At 40.8% G+C, this 17,745-nt stretch carries 14 protein-coding genes and 2 pseudogenes; 3 read left to right on the forward strand and 13 right to left on the reverse strand.

Going from position 1 to position 17,745, the window contains the following annotated elements; translation table 11 throughout:
- Positions 1–8: 8 nt before the first annotated feature.
- The 3 genes from LLU09_RS04880 to LLU09_RS04890 are packed head-to-tail and all read right to left on the reverse strand — an operon-like array spanning position 9 to position 3,647.
- Positions 9–1,472, reverse strand: a complete 1,464-nt coding sequence (locus tag LLU09_RS04880; RefSeq protein ID WP_228310713.1) for a UDP-glucose--hexose-1-phosphate uridylyltransferase — start codon at positions 1,470–1,472, stop codon at positions 9–11.
- Complete coding sequence (galE, locus tag LLU09_RS04885; protein WP_228310714.1) at positions 1,456–2,460, reverse strand: UDP-glucose 4-epimerase GalE; 1,005 nt, start codon at positions 2,458–2,460, stop codon at positions 1,456–1,458. The genes LLU09_RS04880 and galE overlap by 17 nt, the downstream gene beginning before the upstream one ends.
- Positions 2,457–3,647: a galactokinase gene (locus tag LLU09_RS04890; protein WP_228310715.1), complete on the reverse strand. Its 1,191-nt coding sequence runs from the start codon at positions 3,645–3,647 to the stop codon at positions 2,457–2,459. The genes galE and LLU09_RS04890 overlap by 4 nt, the downstream gene beginning before the upstream one ends.
- 110 nt (positions 3,648–3,757) lie before the next feature.
- Between LLU09_RS04890 and LLU09_RS04895 the strand changes: the two genes are divergently transcribed.
- From LLU09_RS04895 to LLU09_RS04905, 3 genes are read left to right on the forward strand one after another with little or no spacing between them, the layout of a single operon-like run.
- Complete coding sequence (locus LLU09_RS04895) at positions 3,758–4,846, forward strand: ABC transporter ATP-binding protein (RefSeq protein WP_228310716.1); 1,089 nt, start codon at positions 3,758–3,760, stop codon at positions 4,844–4,846.
- Positions 4,843–5,856 (forward strand): aldose epimerase family protein, encoded by a 1,014-nt coding sequence (locus LLU09_RS04900; RefSeq protein WP_228310717.1) that lies wholly within the window; start codon positions 4,843–4,845, stop codon positions 5,854–5,856. Before LLU09_RS04895 ends, LLU09_RS04900 begins: the two co-directional genes overlap by 4 nt.
- A gap of 16 nt (positions 5,857–5,872) precedes the next feature.
- Positions 5,873–7,018 carry an ROK family transcriptional regulator gene (locus tag LLU09_RS04905; protein ID WP_228310718.1) on the forward strand — a complete coding sequence of 382 codons (1,146 nt, stop codon included), beginning with the start codon at positions 5,873–5,875 and terminating at the stop codon, positions 7,016–7,018.
- 64 nt (positions 7,019–7,082) lie between these two features.
- Here the strand turns inward: LLU09_RS04905 and LLU09_RS04910 are convergent, their stop codons facing one another.
- The 10 genes and pseudogenes from LLU09_RS04910 to LLU09_RS04970 all read right to left on the reverse strand — a co-directional run bounded on the left by LLU09_RS04910 (position 7,083) and on the right by LLU09_RS04970 (position 17,709).
- Positions 7,083–7,661, reverse strand: a complete 579-nt coding sequence (locus LLU09_RS04910) for a YdcF family protein (RefSeq protein WP_228310719.1) — start codon at positions 7,659–7,661, stop codon at positions 7,083–7,085.
- A gap of 179 nt (positions 7,662–7,840) precedes the next feature.
- A pseudogene (locus LLU09_RS04915) lies at positions 7,841–8,545 on the reverse strand (IS30 family transposase); the annotation flags it as partial.
- Between the two features lie 217 nt (positions 8,546–8,762).
- On the reverse strand, positions 8,763–9,374 hold the full coding sequence (locus LLU09_RS04920; RefSeq protein WP_370632472.1) for a transposase: 612 nt from the start codon (positions 9,372–9,374) through the stop codon (positions 8,763–8,765).
- A gap of 333 nt (positions 9,375–9,707) precedes the next feature.
- Positions 9,708–9,902 carry a transposase gene (locus tag LLU09_RS12665; RefSeq protein WP_370632473.1) on the reverse strand — a complete coding sequence of 65 codons (195 nt, stop codon included), beginning with the start codon at positions 9,900–9,902 and terminating at the stop codon, positions 9,708–9,710.
- Positions 9,856–10,329, reverse strand: a complete 474-nt coding sequence (locus tag LLU09_RS04930; protein WP_370632459.1) for a transposase family protein — start codon at positions 10,327–10,329, stop codon at positions 9,856–9,858. The genes LLU09_RS12665 and LLU09_RS04930 overlap by 47 nt, the downstream gene beginning before the upstream one ends.
- A 208-nt stretch (positions 10,330–10,537) precedes the next feature.
- Positions 10,538–12,193: pseudogene (locus LLU09_RS12670) on the reverse strand (IS1182 family transposase).
- A 262-nt stretch (positions 12,194–12,455) separates the two neighbouring features.
- Positions 12,456–13,736 carry a nucleotide sugar dehydrogenase gene (locus LLU09_RS04955; RefSeq protein WP_228310726.1) on the reverse strand — a complete coding sequence of 427 codons (1,281 nt, stop codon included), beginning with the start codon at positions 13,734–13,736 and terminating at the stop codon, positions 12,456–12,458.
- Between the two features lie 101 nt (positions 13,737–13,837).
- Positions 13,838–15,118 carry an oligosaccharide flippase family protein gene (locus LLU09_RS04960; RefSeq protein WP_228310727.1) on the reverse strand — a complete coding sequence of 427 codons (1,281 nt, stop codon included), beginning with the start codon at positions 15,116–15,118 and terminating at the stop codon, positions 13,838–13,840.
- Between the two features lie 137 nt (positions 15,119–15,255).
- Entirely contained in the window at positions 15,256–16,230 is a 975-nt protein-coding gene (locus tag LLU09_RS04965; RefSeq protein WP_228310728.1) for an SDR family oxidoreductase, read from the reverse strand.
- Positions 16,231–16,287: 57 nt separating this feature from the next.
- Entirely contained in the window at positions 16,288–17,709 is a 1,422-nt protein-coding gene (locus LLU09_RS04970; RefSeq protein ID WP_228310729.1) for a hypothetical protein, read from the reverse strand.
- Positions 17,710–17,745: the final 36 nt, after the last annotated feature.

Here is a 17,745-nt window from a genome sequence, read left to right on the forward strand (position 1 = left end):
GCATCCTCCTAATCTCCAGTAACTTCTTTAAAGAAGACCTTGAACGTCTTCTCGTCTTTGAAGACACCACATGCCTCGAGTATCTTTCTGAACTTCAATCCGAGTTCTTTCTTAAAAACCTGTTCAAAGTTTTCTTTGATGTGATTAGCTTCATATTTCTTCTTCCAAGCTTCCACCCACTCATCGTGGACAGTATCGATTTTTTCACCATTTTTGAATGACGCTTCCAACTCTTCAGCATCCTGCTTTAGACGTGCAGGCAATACTGCTAATCCCATCGCTTCAATGAGTCCAATATTTTCCCGCTTGATGTGAAAATCTTCAGGGTCAACATGAAACAGTCCTTCCGGTCTTTCTTCAGTCGTCCTATTATTGCGCAAGATAAGGTATATATGATACTTATCTTTCATTTTTCGGACTATGGGTGTCACTGTGTTGTGCGGTGCATCTGTATGTGAGAGGATGCCAAGCGCTTCATTATCGTATTGCTTCCAAGCTTCTGTCATCTCTACAGACCTTCTGATTACCGCTTCCTTGTTCCTTCCAGAAATGCGTATGGTAGACAAAGGCCACTTCAAAAGTTCATAAGTCACCTCATTTACTTCATGTTCAAAGAAGGACGGAGCTTTCTCGATTGGGAAGACATGCCGTCCAGCCTGATAATGCTCATGCGACAGCATGCTCCCTCCCACTATAGGCAAATCGGCATTCGAGCCTATGAAATAGTGTGGAAATTGGTCGACGAAATCAGTCAGATTTCTGAATGTATGCGCACCAATCTTCATAGGAGTATGATTTTTCGAAAATACGATGCTATGCTCACTATAGTAGGAATACGGGGAGAACTGGAAGTACCATTCATTCCCGCCCATTTCTATGCCTACAATCCTATGGTTAGATCTCGGAGGGTGGTTGATATGACCGATGTATCCCTCATTTTCTTTGCACAACAGGCATTTTGGGTAATCATCGTCTTCTTTTTTATTGTTCTGCGCTTCCCTTATTTCTTCTGTCGTTTTTTCCGGTTTGGATAGATTGATCGTCAACTCCAAAGGACCCTTATCGGAATTGCTCGAGAATGAAATGTTCTGTCTGATCCTATTCTTCTGTATATAATTGGAGAACAAGGAAATGGCATAGAAATCGTCTGTTGCCCTGACAGTTCCTTCCTGCATCAGACGATGAAACCGTTCTTCGATGACTGAAGGTTTTGGAATCATTAAATTCATCATATTGGCTGCTGTAAGGTCCTTTACATACACTTTATCTTCTATCACCTTACTTTCTGCAAGCCTTTCAACAATTTTTTCTATCAAGGTATTCGAATCACTTTTTAAAACTTCTTCAGATTCAAAAAACAATTTCTCAGGTATATAGCCCATCATCTGATTATGAAGATACGTACGGTCACGTGCTTCGACAAGCTCCAGCTCTATTGCCTGGTCTATGATCTGATCAATCAGCTTTTTCATCGGTCATCCACCCATCTGGATTTTTTTGATGCCAATTCCAGGCATCAGCTATGATTTCATGTATTTTATTATGTTTCGGCTGCCATCCCAATGTATCCATCGCCTTACCTGAATCAGCAATAAGGATAGAAGGATCACCTGCACGTCTGTCACGGTATTCGAACTCTATTTTCTGCCCTGTCACCTTCTCAGCCGCTTTTATGATTTCAAGGATCGAATAGCCACGGTTGTAACCGAGATTGAAAATATTCGAATTGCCCCCATCCATCAAATACTTAAGCGCCAGTATATGAGCATCGATGAGATCTTCCACATGAATGTAGTCTCGGATGCAAGTCCCATCTTTTGTATCATAGTCATTTCCGAATACATATAATTTTTCCCGCTTTCCAAGCACCCGCTCAAGGACTATTGGAATCAGGTGCGTTTCAGGATCATGGGACTCCCCGATTGTTGAATCCTTGCTCGCTCCTGCTACATTAAAATACCTGAGTGAAACGAAGTTCAGATCAGTAGTTCTGCTTACCCAACTGATGATTTTCTCCATCATGAGTTTGGAGTCTCCATATGGACTGGAAGGATGCTTCGGCACCTCTTCGTGGATTGGCACTTCCTCAGGTTCGCCATATACGGCTGCCGTAGAACTGAACACCAGGTGTTTCACATCATGTTCATTCAGCTTTTCCAGCAATGTCAGCATCGTGCCTGTATTATTTTGAAAATATTTCAATGGTTGTTCCATAGATTCGCCGACAAGCGAGAACGCTGCAAAATGGAAGACCCCTTTAATGTCATTTTCATTGAATACTGCATCCATTGCAGATCCATCCGCAATGTCACACTCATAAAACTTTGCCCGCGCGTCCACTGCCTTCCTATAGCCGGTCGACAGATTATCGACTACAATGACATCTTCCCCCTGTTCAACCAATTTTTTTACCGCATGGGAGCCAATATATCCGGCACCTCCCAATACAAGAATACTCATATACCTGCACCTCTTTCAGAAATGATTGACGGTCCTGTGGAAAGTCGAACCGGATAGAGACTTGGAGCATAACCAATACGCTCATTATAATCCGCTTCAATTGCTTCTTTAAAATCGTCAAACCGTCCCTTTTCAATAAGGGCGATAGCACTTCCACCGAAACCCGCACCTGTCATTCTTGCTCCAAGGACATAGTCAAGCTGTTTCGCCGTGTCCACTATCTGATCCAATTCCTTGCCGGTGACTTCATACATCCTCTTCAAGGAATCATGCGACTCATACATCAACGCTCCGAACAATTTAAAGTCTGACTTATCAAATGCTTCAATTGCCTTCAGAGTACGCTCATTCTCGTCGATGACATGATGAGCACGCAAGTAAAACACGTCACTACTTAATCCTTCACGGCTTGCATTAAGATCTTCAAGGTTATAATCACACAAATATTGTTTGGCACCAGCGTTAAACCGGTTTAATTCCTCCAATGCTGCTTCGCACTCGGTTTTCCTGTTCTTATACTCGGAACTGATCAATTCCCTCGGTTTATTAGTATTGATGACGACGAATTCATGTTCATCCTCCATATACTCATGGAGGCTGTATTCCATAGTCTTACAATCGAGGGCGATCGCTGAACGATCATGTCCGAAGGCGATGGCAAACTGATCCATTATGCCACTCGGCAGACCCAGGTAATCATTCTCCACCCGTCTCCCGATTTCGGCCATTTCAAACCTTGAGAGTGTCGCACCATAGACGTCGCTGATGATGTAAACCATAAGCAGTTCGATTGAAGCTGAAGAAGACAGGCCGCTTCTGTTTGGCAGAGTCCCATTAATAGTGATATCCAGACCATGGGATAGCTCGACCTCTTCACCCATCAACTTGAATGCACCAGCAACATAACTTGCCCAGCCATATTCACTGCTTTCCCCTATGTGGGAAAGCTCTATATCCACGATTCCAGAATCCGGGAAATTATGCGAATATACCCGGACTCTGGAATCCTTCCTCATACCGATGACAGCATAGGTTCCCAGATTGATTGCTCCCGGAAAAACCGTTCCCCCATTATAGTCAAGATGCTCTCCAATCAGATTAATCCGTCCTGGAGAAAAGAAGATTTTCTCTTCTGGGTAATAGTGATGAATCTCTTTATGTACTTCAAAAAGCAGATTTCGCTCCATAAAATGACTCCTCCCTTTATTAATTTTATATTCAATGGTATTATAAACTTAATAAATTAATTTAATTAAGTATATAATAATTAATACTACTATTCAAGCGAGGGATGTTTATGGGATCAATAAGCTTCAAATCAGTAAATAAGAAATATGATGACAAATTTCATGCAGTGAAGAATTTTGACCTTGAGGTGGAAGACGGCGAGTTCGTCGTCTTTGTAGGACCTTCAGGCTGTGGAAAATCGACGACTCTCAGAATGCTGGCAGGACTTGAAGAGATTTCATCTGGGGAAATTTGGATTGAGAATAAGAAGGTCAATAACGTGGAACCGAAAAACAGGGATATTTCCATGGTGTTCCAAAACTATGCACTTTATCCGCACATGAACGCCTATGACAATATGGCATTCTCACTCAAACTCCGTAAAACGGATAAAAAGGAAATTGAACGAAAGGTGATGGAAGCAGCAAATATACTCGGTATTACCGAACTCCTTGAGAAGAAACCAAAAGCGATGTCCGGTGGTCAGAGGCAGCGGATTGCCCTTGGCAGGAGCATCGTAAGGGATCCTGCTGTATTCCTTATGGATGAACCCCTATCTAACCTCGATGCCAAACTTCGTGTTCAGATGAGGTCCGAGCTAACCAAACTGCACAAGAACTTAAATGCCACTGTCGTTTATGTTACCCATGATCAGACGGAAGCGATGACAATGGCAAGCCGTATCGTTGTATTGAATGCTGGGGAGATTCAACAAGTCGGTGCACCTCGCGACATATACGAAAATCCAAGAAACAGATTCGTCGCAGAGTTCATCGGCAGTCCTTCCATGAATGTCGTCGAGGTGGAGCTCGAGGGGAACACCATCAAATGGGGAGACTTCAGAATAGAGATTCCGAAAGGTAAATTGAATAAGATTAAAGATTACAACAAGGACCGTATGCTCCTCGGCATCCGGCCGGAAGATATACACGATGAACCGATTTTCATGGAGAACACAACCAACAACAAGATCAACCTGAAGATCGATACGGTTGAGCTTCTAGGTGCAGAAACGATCATCTTTGGAAGGGTCAATGGGGACGAAGTAAAAGTGAAGCTGGATTCAAGATTCGAATATACAGTGGGGGATAAAATCGAACTTGCAATCGATCAGAACAAGATGTCATTCTTCGACATCGATACTGAGGAAGCCTTATGAAAGTCGATATAGTAAGCTCTTTCACCGAAGAGGAGAAAGAACTGACAACAATAACCATTTCAAATAAGGGGAAAAGTGTCACACTCCTCAATTTCGGTGCACGCATCACCAGCTGGGTTGTACCTGACAAGGACGGTACATTTGAAGATATAGTGCTCGGGCACGAAGCCCCTCACGATTACCTCACCAACCCCTACTACTTCGGAGCGGCAATTGGGAGAGTGGCCGGCAGAATCAGGGATGGTAAAGCACAGCTTGAAAAGCAAACCCTAGACCTCACCAAAAATGATGATGGCAACCATCTTCATGGAGGAAACTACGGCTTTGATCGTCTATTCTATACTTATGACATCATTCAGAATGACAATGCCGTCACCATACATTTCAGCAGCAGACTGGAACATATGTCAGATGGTTACCCAGGCAATCTGGACATCAAGATTTCCTACACGTATACGATCGATGACCTTCTCATCATTGATTACACTCTCTCAACAGATCAGGATACACTGGTCAACCCGACAAATCATATGTATATAAACCTCAATGGGAACCTGAAATGCGACATATTGAATCATCGTATGAATTTGGGTGGAAAGAAGTTCGGAACAGTTGATGAATCCGTTATGCCAACAAGTAAAAATGGTATAATTGAAAGCAGTAACGAAATACTACCACTTGCTGATATCATCAAATCAGACAATCCTCAGTTCAAACAGTTCAATGGCCTTGACCATCCATTCATAATTGAAGACGAACGACTGATAGTACAGACGCAAAACGGCAGAACTCTCAGTGTAGAAACTGAAGATCCTGTCGTGGTGATATTCACTTGCAATGATTTTGATTTTAAAGATTCATCAGAAAAACATTTTTATCAGCATTGTGGACTGACATTGGAAGCACAACTGCCTCCGGATGACATCAATAGTAATCCTGCTTCAAAGACAATACTTAAGGCTGGAAAAACATTCAAAAAGCGCACAGCATATCAATTCAATATACAATGATTAAGGTGGAGTCAAATTGGAAAGAGCAACATTTGAAAATATGAAAATGAGAAACAAGAACCTGGTACTGAACTATATTCGCAAAAATGACGGCATCAGCCGAGCAGAAATTGCCCAACAGACCGGTTTGACTCCTCCTACCGTAAGCTCACTTGTAAAAGTGCTGCTCGATGAAAATATAATCTATGAGTCAAGCATCGGTGCTTCGAAGGGCGGCAGAAAGCCTAGGTTACTGAAACTCAATGATGAAGATAACAAAGTCATCGGCATCTATATTGGACCGAAGACACTCGAAGCAGTAGTCACCAACTTGCGCGGTGATGTAGAAAGTGTAGAAAAGCACAGTATAGAAAGCTCCATTGATAAAAAAGCACTGAAAACACTCATTATCGATGTAATCCGACATGTAATGAAACCTTCACACAACTATCTTGGGATAGGCATAGCGATGCATGGTTTCGTCGATGTTGAAACAAACACATCCCTCTATGCGCCCCTATTGCTTAATATTAAAGGTTTCAATTTCAATTTCATTACAGAAACGTTCGGCATTCCCATCCATGTAGAAAATGATGTGCGATGTAAACTTTGGGGAGAGGTATCTAAGATAGAATCAGATCATAACAACATCGTCTACATTAATCTTGGCCACGGTGTCGGTGGGGCCATCATGATCGATGGCCAGCTATATAATGGCAGTCATAACCATGCCGGTGAAATTGGCCATTCAATCATCGAGGTCAATGGACGCCAATGCGAATGCGGCAGGAAAGGATGTCTTCAAGCCTATGTATCTGGACTGAGCATCGCAGATAGTGCCCAGCAGAAAAAGATCATAAGTGAAGGCGAAACAGCGAAAGAACTTCTCCGTCTGGCAGATCAAGGAGATGTTGAAGCTAAAGCACATATTTCTACCATAGGTACTTATCTTGGAACTTCCATCAATAATCAAATGAATATGTTGGATCCTGATCTCATCATACTGGGTGGCGGCATCAGTAACCTCTACAGTCATTTTAAGGATGAGCTTCGTAAGACTATCGCAAATGAGAATGTCTCTACAAACTTTGGTACCCCTGAAATAAAAATTGGAGAAATCAAGGACTCAGCTTCTTCGCAAGGAGCGGCGTTACTGATTCTCGAACAGATATTCAATTCCTAAAATTTTGTCTAACAATCTTAAAGTCACACCATTAAAATTGATGGTGTGACTTTTTATAGTGCCCCTACTCACTCCACCAGTATATCCCCATCCTGTACACCCACAGTTTGATGTATTCACTGTACCAGACATAGAAACCATCGCCGCCTTCATGCCATCTGCCATCTTGGAAGGGCAGCGCCGATATATATTTGAAGTCGAAGCGGCCATCATTCAGCTTGTCATAGATGTACTTGGTGCGTTTGATGTGCCAGTCGCTCGTGACGATGAGTGCGGAGTCCATATCGCGCTGTTCCATGATGTCCATGGTTATTGTGGCTTTGGTGTATGTGCTGATCGCTTCGTATTCCAATATCAGTGTTTCTTCGGGGATGCCGTACTCCATTGCGAGTGCTGTACTCTGGTTGAGGTCGTCGGACTCGACAACTGGAATAATCAGGACATGATCTGCATAACCTTCGTAGTAGAGGTGTGCGGCCTGTTGCATCCTTGAGTCTTCGCCGTCTCCAAGCATTACAATCAGATCACTCTCTACAGGCTGATCCGTATAGCCGTGTTCAAAGCTGTCTATGATGGATACGACAATCAGCATCAATGAAATGCAGAACAGAATGATTAATATCCTTATTTTCATAATTTTCATATGTCCTCCTCGACGGGCAAATGATGCAGGTGCATCTCTTCCACCACCAGTTCTTCCAATCAGAACTGCATTCCAGACCTTTGTGACTGCTAAACTAAACTGGACAGTTCGGCATGCGGACAAAATCTTAGACCAAATTGAGTAGTAGACAGTCGATGTATTCTTATAAGTTTCGTTTGTCAAAATAAGCTAGACAGTTCCTTATCACCCATGTAACTCAAAAACGCTTCCAACGGCGTACGATAGTTCGATGATTTTCTCGGTATGTGGTTTCTTCTTGCGGCAACAGATGAGATAAAAGTCTGATCAACCGTGTTGAAATCCATATCTTTGGGCAGTCCATCTCTTCTGAGCAATCCATTTGAATGTTCGTTCAATCCCCGCTGGGACGGCGTCCCCGGGTCGGCAAAGTAGATGGACAGATCATTTCGATTGCTCATCGATCGCCAGTTGGAGAATTCCTTACCACAGTCGAAAGTGATCGATTTGAATAGGTTTCTCGGCACCCGATGACACCACGTGTTGATGGCGGTTTCGATATCCTTGGCCGTCCGGCCTTCGGGCTTTAGCGTAATGATGACCTTGGACAGGCGTTCAACCAGTGTGATGACGGCACTCATATGTCGCACACCGACGATGGTGTCCCCTTCGAGGTGGCCAAATTCATCATTGAACGCCGGGTAGTCATTTGTTCTTTGGGAAATGTTGCGCCTGAATGCCTGACGGCCCCGGCGTTCCTGATGGCCGTTCGGTTTTCGCTTGCCCTGCATCGGCAGTGTGGCTGCATCAAAAGCTTCCCGTTTGAACATCCGATACAGTGTACGGCCTGAACAGTCAAACGACATTTCCTGCCGACCGACGATGACATCCGGCGTCCAACCCTGCTTACGGCGCTGCTAAGTTACCATAAAAACGCGATTTACGATACCACGTAAATCGCGTTTGTCATTACCACTTAAATCGGTGTATCTCTTGATAAATCATCCATTTTTCCACTCCATGTTCTCCCCCTTTTGTCAAGGGCAACTTAAAATTGGTTCTTACGCTAATTTGGTGAATATATGCGTATGTATTTAACTAATATCTCAATCATTTTTTAAATCAGGCTATTCTGTAAAGCATCCGCTGTCGTAACAATTTAAATCCTGCACGGCCATATATCATTCTTTTCAGTGTTTTCAGCCGGTTGACATTGCCTTCCACAAATCCATTACTCTCTGTGTACACGATGGCATTCACCATGGATTTGAAGTCACTGAGCAGTCTTCGGATGAAGTGTTTCGTCAATGGGTCCTTCCGCTCTTGCTCATAGAGTATCAGCTTGATAAATCCGGTATGGTCTTTCAGAACAATGGTTTCACGGAAGCCGGCGATGAATGCATAGACGGGCTGAATTTGTGGATATTTTTTCAAGACACGGTTGATGATTTCCCGTTCCGAATCGTCTTCCAGATGATTCTGCCAGAGGATACGGCGAATGTCCCGCCGGCTGTGATATTCAGTGTCCAATGGCGCTTTCGCCCGTTTTTTCTTCCGGAGCTCTACAATAAAGACTTTGACCGCGCCATATGCCCCTGTATAGCCGATGCCCTGGAGTTTCTCATAAATGATATGAACGGCATGCCCCGCAGCTTCCCAATCAATGATCTGCGTGTGATAGACATCCAACGGTTTGGCCCGTTTCTGTCTGGACGTGTCCGGTGGACCGGTCATCTCAAGGTAGCGTTTAACTGTCTTCCAATGCAGATTGAACTGCTTCGAAATCCGGGTGATCGAGTATCCATCCGCATAATATTTCTGAAGTATTTGGGCCTGCTCCCATTTGTTCCTGGCATTTTCTTTCTGCCGAAGTTCTGCTTTTGACTGCGTGCGAGATGGATCCGGCCGTGGCAGGTGTGTGCCCAAGTCAACGCGTGCAGGCAATATTTTCCGGATAATCTGGTCATGCAGAGACCATAGATTCTGAATCAGATGAAACCGGTCATGGATCTGAATGACATTCGAAGCATGGGTAGAGATGACCTCCTGAAAACGGGGATACCGATCTCATGTAACGTGCGTCAGTTCCGGGTGACTGCCCAGCCAATCCGTCAGTGTCTCAGCTTCCCGATCGGGCAGGAGGTCGATGGGATGATGAGTCATGGCATCACAAATTAGGATGCCGTACCGGTGGCCTTTTTTCCAGGCGAAATCGTCAATGCCGATAAAAGGGGCTGTGTACCGTCGGCATCTCTGTTGTATGGATCAAACGGAGCAGTGTGTCATGACTCACCGGCATACCCAGCATTCGAGTGACATGTGCCGCCTCGATACAATTGGTGGAGAAAGCAATGACCCGGAGCGCAGCATCCAGACGGACCGTTCGCTGTCTATGGGGCAGGAGCCATTCGAAGCGTTCCGTAAACACTTTTGCTTCGCAGAAACTGTTTGTACAGAACCATTTGTGGGTTTTCAGATACAACTGGACAGACTTGCCCTGGATGGGCAAATCATCAATAACCCGCATGTAGGCACTATGCCGCTTATGGGACCCGTACTGACACTTCGGACATCGGCCTGTTTTTGAAACTATTGTAACGACACAGGTCAATGTATTAGCATCTTCGATGCACGACAAGACAATCAGGCGAGAATCAAGATCAGCAAAGTGGGTATACATGACCATCATTCCTTTTTACTGATATATACCCCGTTCTCCCCAAATTAGCGTAAGAGCCCTTTTATAACTGCCATTTACACTCTTGATAAATCATCCATTTTTCCACTCCATTTTCTCTCCCTTTCAATATACTCTGTCTCAGTATGCCGAAAAGTGATTTCTAGTTTGTAAACTGTTGAGTCTTAATTGTGGAAAACTGTTGAGTCTAGTTTAGCAATTACAAAAGGCCCCTGAACACTAAGAAGAATGGCGATTCATCCCGATAAGCGGATGAATCGCCATTCTTTGTGTCTGTTTTCAAAGCAGTGCGCATCATTTGGGTGAACTTCCGGAGGTTCGCGGCCAATAATGCGAGGCCGATTTCGATTTTCACTTTGCGTCTCCCGCGGAGTGAAAATCGCTTGAACGCCAAATTGGCCTTCAAATTGCCGAAATCCGTCTCGACATCCACCTTGCGCTGCTGATAGATGCTGCGGTGCCCTTCAATTGAAAGCTGCTTTTTCACCTGGACCCTGAAGTAGTCCAGGTTCATATTCTTTTGGATGCGCTTAGTGGTCTGCCTGTCGCTTTTGATACATATGTCATGGAGGGGGCATCCGGTACAGTCTGCTGACGCATACATTTAAATGCCCGGGGTTAGGCATATTTGTGGGTCCGATCGGAATAGCGTTCAAACTGGAGCGGCCGTCCGGGCAGATGTACATATCATTCCCCTCATCATACGTCCAGTTGTCCGGATGCATTTCATCGGTTTGGTGACTCTGCTTCTATTCCTCATGGTATGTATTGTAGGGGATGAGCGCCGCCGTGCGGCCGTAGTCGTCCATGATCATCTCGTAGTTGGCTTCACTGCCATAGCCGGCATCGGCCACAATCTTTTCAGGCAAGTGCTGGAAATGTTCCAACATCGTATAGAGAAATGGCGGCAGGGTCCGGGTATCTTTCAGGTTGGGATAGAGATTAAAGCCTAAAACGAATTGATTGTTGGTCGCAATCTGCAGGTTGTAGCCGGCTTTCAGTTGACCATTCTGCATATGGTCCTCCTTCATGCGCATGAAGGTCGCATTGGGTCGGTTTTCGAGTATCTGTTGCGGTCACCGAGTATCTCCAATTGCTCGGTATATTTCAATTCCCGGTCCCGCAGGTCTGCACATTTCTTTTTGGTCTTTCGGATGACGGACCGTTCAGACCGGCGGGCTTTTCTCTCTTCCACGTCTTCCGTCGCATCGATGGTCTCCGTCATATCCGTTTCCACCGTCTCCAACGCCTGGTGCATCGTGTGCAGGTGATCGGCCGTCACGACGGCTTCCGACTCTTCAAGGAGGGCCGGCACGATCTGCTCTTCATACAGCGTTTAATACATCAGCTTCGATTGGGCCCGGAGTTTCTCCTGGTGTTTCTCGACACTTCTCCGAAAGACGAATGTATATTTGTTGGCATTGGCCTCGAGATTCGTACCATCGATGAAAATCGCATCCGTATCAATCAGCGCCTGGGCTTCCAGCTGCATTCTGAACTGGATGAACGCTTCCTGGATCAGCGCATCCATGTGAGGATGCACCCGGAACCGGTTGATGGTCCGGTAGGAAGGCGTCTGGTTTTGAGCCAGCCACATCATCCGGACACTGTCTGTCAACAGCGCTTCACTTTTGCGCCCAGATGTCATCGATTGTGTGTAGCTGCAGAGGATGATCTTCATCATCATTCTCGGATGGTACGACGTCGCACCGAAGGCATGGTCAAAGGGCGTAAATTCAGTCTCCGGGATGCTTTCCACCAATGCATTGACGGCAAGGGCGATGTCATCTTCGGGTATGATGACTGCCAGATCGAGTGGCAGTGTCAGTTGGTTCATGGTATAATTTTTATACATAAGGCACCTCTTTTTCTGTTTGTGTGGTCACTTACATTATAAAGAGTGCCTTTTGGTTTGTCTTTCATTTATATACATAAGAATCCCCCGGGTTAAAATAAAAATTTTAACCCGGGGGATTCTGCTTGGATTGGGACTTATGTCCCAGCCCCAACCATAACTGATTCTTTTTTCACTGTCTACTTAACGGGGTTCAGTCCAATCAATCGCTATGGGGGCTAATAACGAAGTAATGAAAACTTCATTTCATTGTAAACACATTTTAAAGGCTCCATAATGTAACTTGTTCTGGTTGTTTTTCTTTGTCTAATTTGCCTTTAATGTCTATTACAATGCCTTCACTGTTTTTAAGTAAATAATCAAACTGAGACCAACCGTTGTCTAAATAGAATTGGTGGGGCACTGCTAAGATAACCCCATCTGCTGGTCTTAGATTTTCGTATTCTAAGAGATCAACATTATATATTTCTTTAGCTTGTTTTTTTTCCGCATAAACATCTGTTATTTGAAGTTCTACCCCAAATTCATCTAGTTCTCTAATAATATCAATCACTCGTGAATTACGTAAATCTGGAACATTTTCTTTAAAAGTCAAGCCAAGGACTGTTATACGAGAACCACGGATGTGGATATTTTTATTAATCATTTCTTTGATTAATGATGTAGCAATATGTTTGCCCATGCCATCATTAATTCGACGACCTGCTAAAATCATTTCAGGATGATAACCAATGCTTTCAGCCTTATGAGTTAAATAGTATGGATCTACTCCAATGCAATGTCCTCCGACCAACCCAGGAGAAAAAGGAAGAAAATTCCACTTAGTTCCAGCAGCCTTCAGCACCTCATTTGTGTCTATATTGAGCTTATTAAATATTAATGATAATTCATTCATTAATGCAATATTTAAATCTCTCTGTGTATTTTCAATCACTTTAGCAGCTTCTGCGACTTTTAAGGAACTCGCCTTAAAGACACCAGCTGTAATAACACTCTCATAAACTTTAGCTATTATATTAAGTACCTCAGGTGTTTGACCAGAAACTACTTTTGTTATTGTTCTAAAAGTATGTTTTTTGTCACCTGGGTTAATTCTTTCAGGGGAATAACCGACAAAGAAATCTGATTCGGACTGTAAACCTGATTCTTTCTCTAAAATAGGTATACAAACTTCCTCTGTTGCACCAGGATATACTGTGGATTCATATACAACTATGGATCCTCTTTGAAGTATATTCCCTACCATTTCTGTTGCTTTAATAAGTGGGACTAAGTCAGGCTGTTTATTTTCATTAATTGGGGTTGGGACAGCTACAATAATAAAATCACAATTTTCAAGACATTTAGGATCTGTAGTGAATTCTATATCAGCCTCCTCTAGTTCTTTAGGATCTACTTCGTTTGTATAATCATAATTATCTTTTAAAGTTTGAATACGGCTCTCACTAATATCAAAACCAACAATTTTATGTTTTTGACCAAAAGAAACAGCTACAGGCAATCCAACGTAACCAAGCCCTACTACACCTATTTTTCTATCCATTTTATCTCTCCTATCTTCTAACTTATATTTAAATTAATAACTCAATAATACAATTACAGTAATAATCGGTCTATATATTGATTATTAAACATAATTATTATTTAACAACTATCGAAGGTTTTCACTGCCTTTAAAGTATAAAATATTAAAATTATATAAATAAAAACACTGACAATTGAAAATATTGCCACAGCTATAATGTCATCATTAAACAAATAAAATCCTAAAATTAATGAAATTAATTTAGCTATAGTTCCAAAAACTTCAAATATTAAAAACTCTTTTTGTATGTTCACTATTGGTATTGTCGAAATAATAGGCCTTGTAATCAGCGTGAAAAAAGAAAGAACTGCAATCCATTGAACATAATATCCAGCTCTTCTCCATTCTTCTCCAAATATAAAACTAAAAATTTCCGGACCAAAAATAACAATAAAACCGAAGGGCACAACTCCAATGAACCCTAGCCCAGCCATAGTTTTAATAAGAACCTTTATAATTTCTCCCCCATTGTTAGCTACTTCGGAAATCCTTGAATAAAAAACATTTTGTACAGATTTTCCTATTAATTGAACTGGCGCGCCCATAGTTTGAGTACCTAATAAGTAAAATCCTGATGTCACAGGGCCAAAAAATATAGTAAGAAGTAAGATTGGCAATTTTTGTGAAAATGTGTTAATGAAAATTTGAGGAGATCTATAAATAGGAAAATCCTTATAATAACTAGCAATTTTTAGTAGTTCTGATCGATCGTTGGAATTCCCTTTAAAAGTCATTGATCGATCTGATAAATAATGCATTAATATTCCTCTTAACGCAATACCCAGTGTTTGCAACAATATTAACGATGCTGCTATTGGTAGAAATAGCCCAACTCCAATTTTGGATAGATTAACTAATAGAGAGTTATATATTTCTGTTTTTGCTGATACTCTAAATTGCTTAGTGCGTATTAACCATTGTTGAATAACTTGCAAAATCCCAGAAAAAATAATTACTAAAGGAATTAAGTATAAAAATGTCGATATTTTTTCTATATTGAACAAGCTAGCAATTGTGTTATTAAAGAAAAGAAGAATAATTAGCGCTATAATTGCAACTGTAATAGTTAAATATAGGGATAGACGAACTAATTTATTTGCATCATTATTACTTTTTGGCAATACTATTGCCACCGGGTAGCTTAAAGCTGCAATAGGAGAAAGAATTCCTACCACAGCCGTAAATATGCCTAGCAAACCAAAGGCTTCTGGGCCATACAAACGTGTAATTATAGGAGATAGTGCAATAGTTACTATTTGGGCAAGAGCTGTTCCACTCGCCACTATTATGATATTGCGTATAAAAGATTTCTCACTCAGTCTTATCAACTTATTTTTCATCTTAAACTCCCTCAATTTGATGGTGCTTTATAAGAAAAATTGAATGTTAAACCATATATTGGGATTTATCAAAATAATTAGATTTATAAGTTAATAGATTAACATTGTAAATATGATTAATTTGGTTAGCCAAAAGATTATAGTTCTTTCTTATACCATTCTATTGCGGCTCTAATCCCACGTTCAAAATCCCAATCCGGATTATAGTCCAAATACTGCTTAGCCATGGTAATATCAGCATTACTATGTTTGATATCTCCTTCTCTTTCTAAACCGAACTTTGGATCAATATCTTTTTCTAATATTCTACATAGCACTTTATATGTATCTAGGAGATAGCTCCTTCCTCCATAAGCAATATTATAAGCTTTTCCAGCAGCTGCATGCGTTGCTTTACAAGCTTTTAAATTAGCTTCGATTACATTTTCAATATAAGTAAAATCTCTACTTTGGCTTCCGTCACCATTAATGACAGGTTGCTCTTCGTTGAGCAATTGTTTAATGAATTTAGGAATTACTGCAGCATATGCACCATTTGGATCTTGTCTTTTACCAAATACATTGAAATATCTCAGTCCATAAGTGTCTAAATTATATAAACTGGTGTATATCTTTGCATACTCTTCATTCACTTTTTTTGTTATAGCATAGGGCGAAAGCAAACTGCCTTCTCTACCCTCTTTTTTTGGTAGTGTAGGTTCATCTCCGTATACTGAAGAACTAGAGGCATATACAAACTTCTTTACACTATTTTGTCTAGCTGCCTCCAGCATATTTAGTGTGCCTTTAACATTTATTTCATCGTATAACAATGGCATTTCAATACTTCTTGGAACGCTCCCCCACGCTGCTTGATGTAATACATAATCGACATTTTCACATGCACTCAAACATGTTTCAAAATGCCTAATATCTCCTTTAATAAACGTGCAATTTTCATTGTTTTTAAATAGATCTACGTTTGATTGAAGTCCTGTTGAAAGATTATCTAGACATTTTACTTTATATCCTTTTTCTAATAAAGCAATACATAAATTTGACCCAATAAATCCAGCTCCGCCAGTGACAAGAAAGACTGTTTCTTTTTTAAAAGTAAGATCTTCATAACCCATAAGCCAATCGCCTCCATTACGACTTCTAGTAGTCAACTTATTTAATTCTCGTTATTGTTATTGCTGATATTTTCTCAATGCTACCCGCTTGTATATTACATAAACTAAAACTAGCGGCAAAATTACCTGAAATAAAGTTTGTGTTAACAAGTTAATATTCGCATTAATACTTGAAGCGAATAGCCAAGCAGTATATCCCCAAAGAAACTTTTCGAATATATCTTTAGAAAGTTTATATTTACCATCTGCCTCTAAGGCCAATTTTGTGAAAATAGCTGAGAATAAAGGAGAAAAAATGTAACCTCCATATATAGTCCCTTGTCCCACAGAGGGGATAACACGATCTGTAATCAGCGTATTATTATAAAATGTGTAATTAAAAAATATTGTACTTCTGGCGTTTCCATCAATTAATTCTCCTCCAAAATAAGGAAATGGATAAAAAATATCATTAATTAACGTAGACACTCCTAATGTCTCATCATACCTTATACTTGTTTCAATAGCTATTGCAGTGTGTTTGATAAATGCAAAGTATGAATCTAAATATGTAGCAAACCAGTTAATCTGGTCTTTTAACATTGAAGTCTCAATTGATTGACTTACTATAGATTTTTGCATCGTCATATATAAAAGTATGGAAACTGCGGTGCCTCCCATTAATACGAGTATCCTTCTTCTGTATTTAGGGAACATCTTAATAGATATTAATAATGTCAAAATAAATGGTACTATTAGTGCACCTCTACGATTTCCTTCCGCAAACATAATTATAATGAAAGATGGGAATAGTGCTAATATTACTGGAGTAAATTTTTGAGTTTTATCATAGAACATTTTCCCATAGTATATAAAAAGCAGAGGAATGAGTAACTTAGCTGTATTAATAAAAAGAGTTAAAAATCCGAAATGAGAATAGTCCTCACTATTCATGAGATTATTCGCAGGCGTAAAAACAAAATTGTAATTACGTAGTACACTTGGATTAATTAAAACTATTAATATGGCTATTAATATGAATACTATTATTATAAATTGGCTTTTTTTTGTTACTAAGGAATCTACTACTCTAGTTTGTTTAAACTTTTGTTTTCGTAATGTCCAAAATGCTATAAAATATACAATTATCATTTCATATAGCAATAAAAAAGTAGCTGTTGTATAATACTGATCACTAGTATATCTACCTTCAGTTACCGTATGCATACCTGATAATGCCGTGACTAATGGTGTGATAAAATAACGGATAAAAGACACACTCATAAAACAAATTATCCCCGGAGACCATGAAATATATTTTAATAATTGGCCCGGAAAAAAGGTCAAAAAACCATAAATCAAAGGTATTAAAAACATTATTGAATAGCTTAGTGGTGATATAGAAGCTATTAGTATACTAGTAACAATACATATTATTAGTCCGATTATACCAATAATAATTTTACCATTTTTTTTAGATGATCCTACATCATTATTCATAATTAAATTTCCCGCCCGAAAATTAATAGGATACAA

This window comes from Salinicoccus sp. RF5 (assembly GCF_020786625.1).
Classification (GTDB): Bacteria; Bacillota; Bacilli; order Staphylococcales; family Salinicoccaceae; genus Salinicoccus.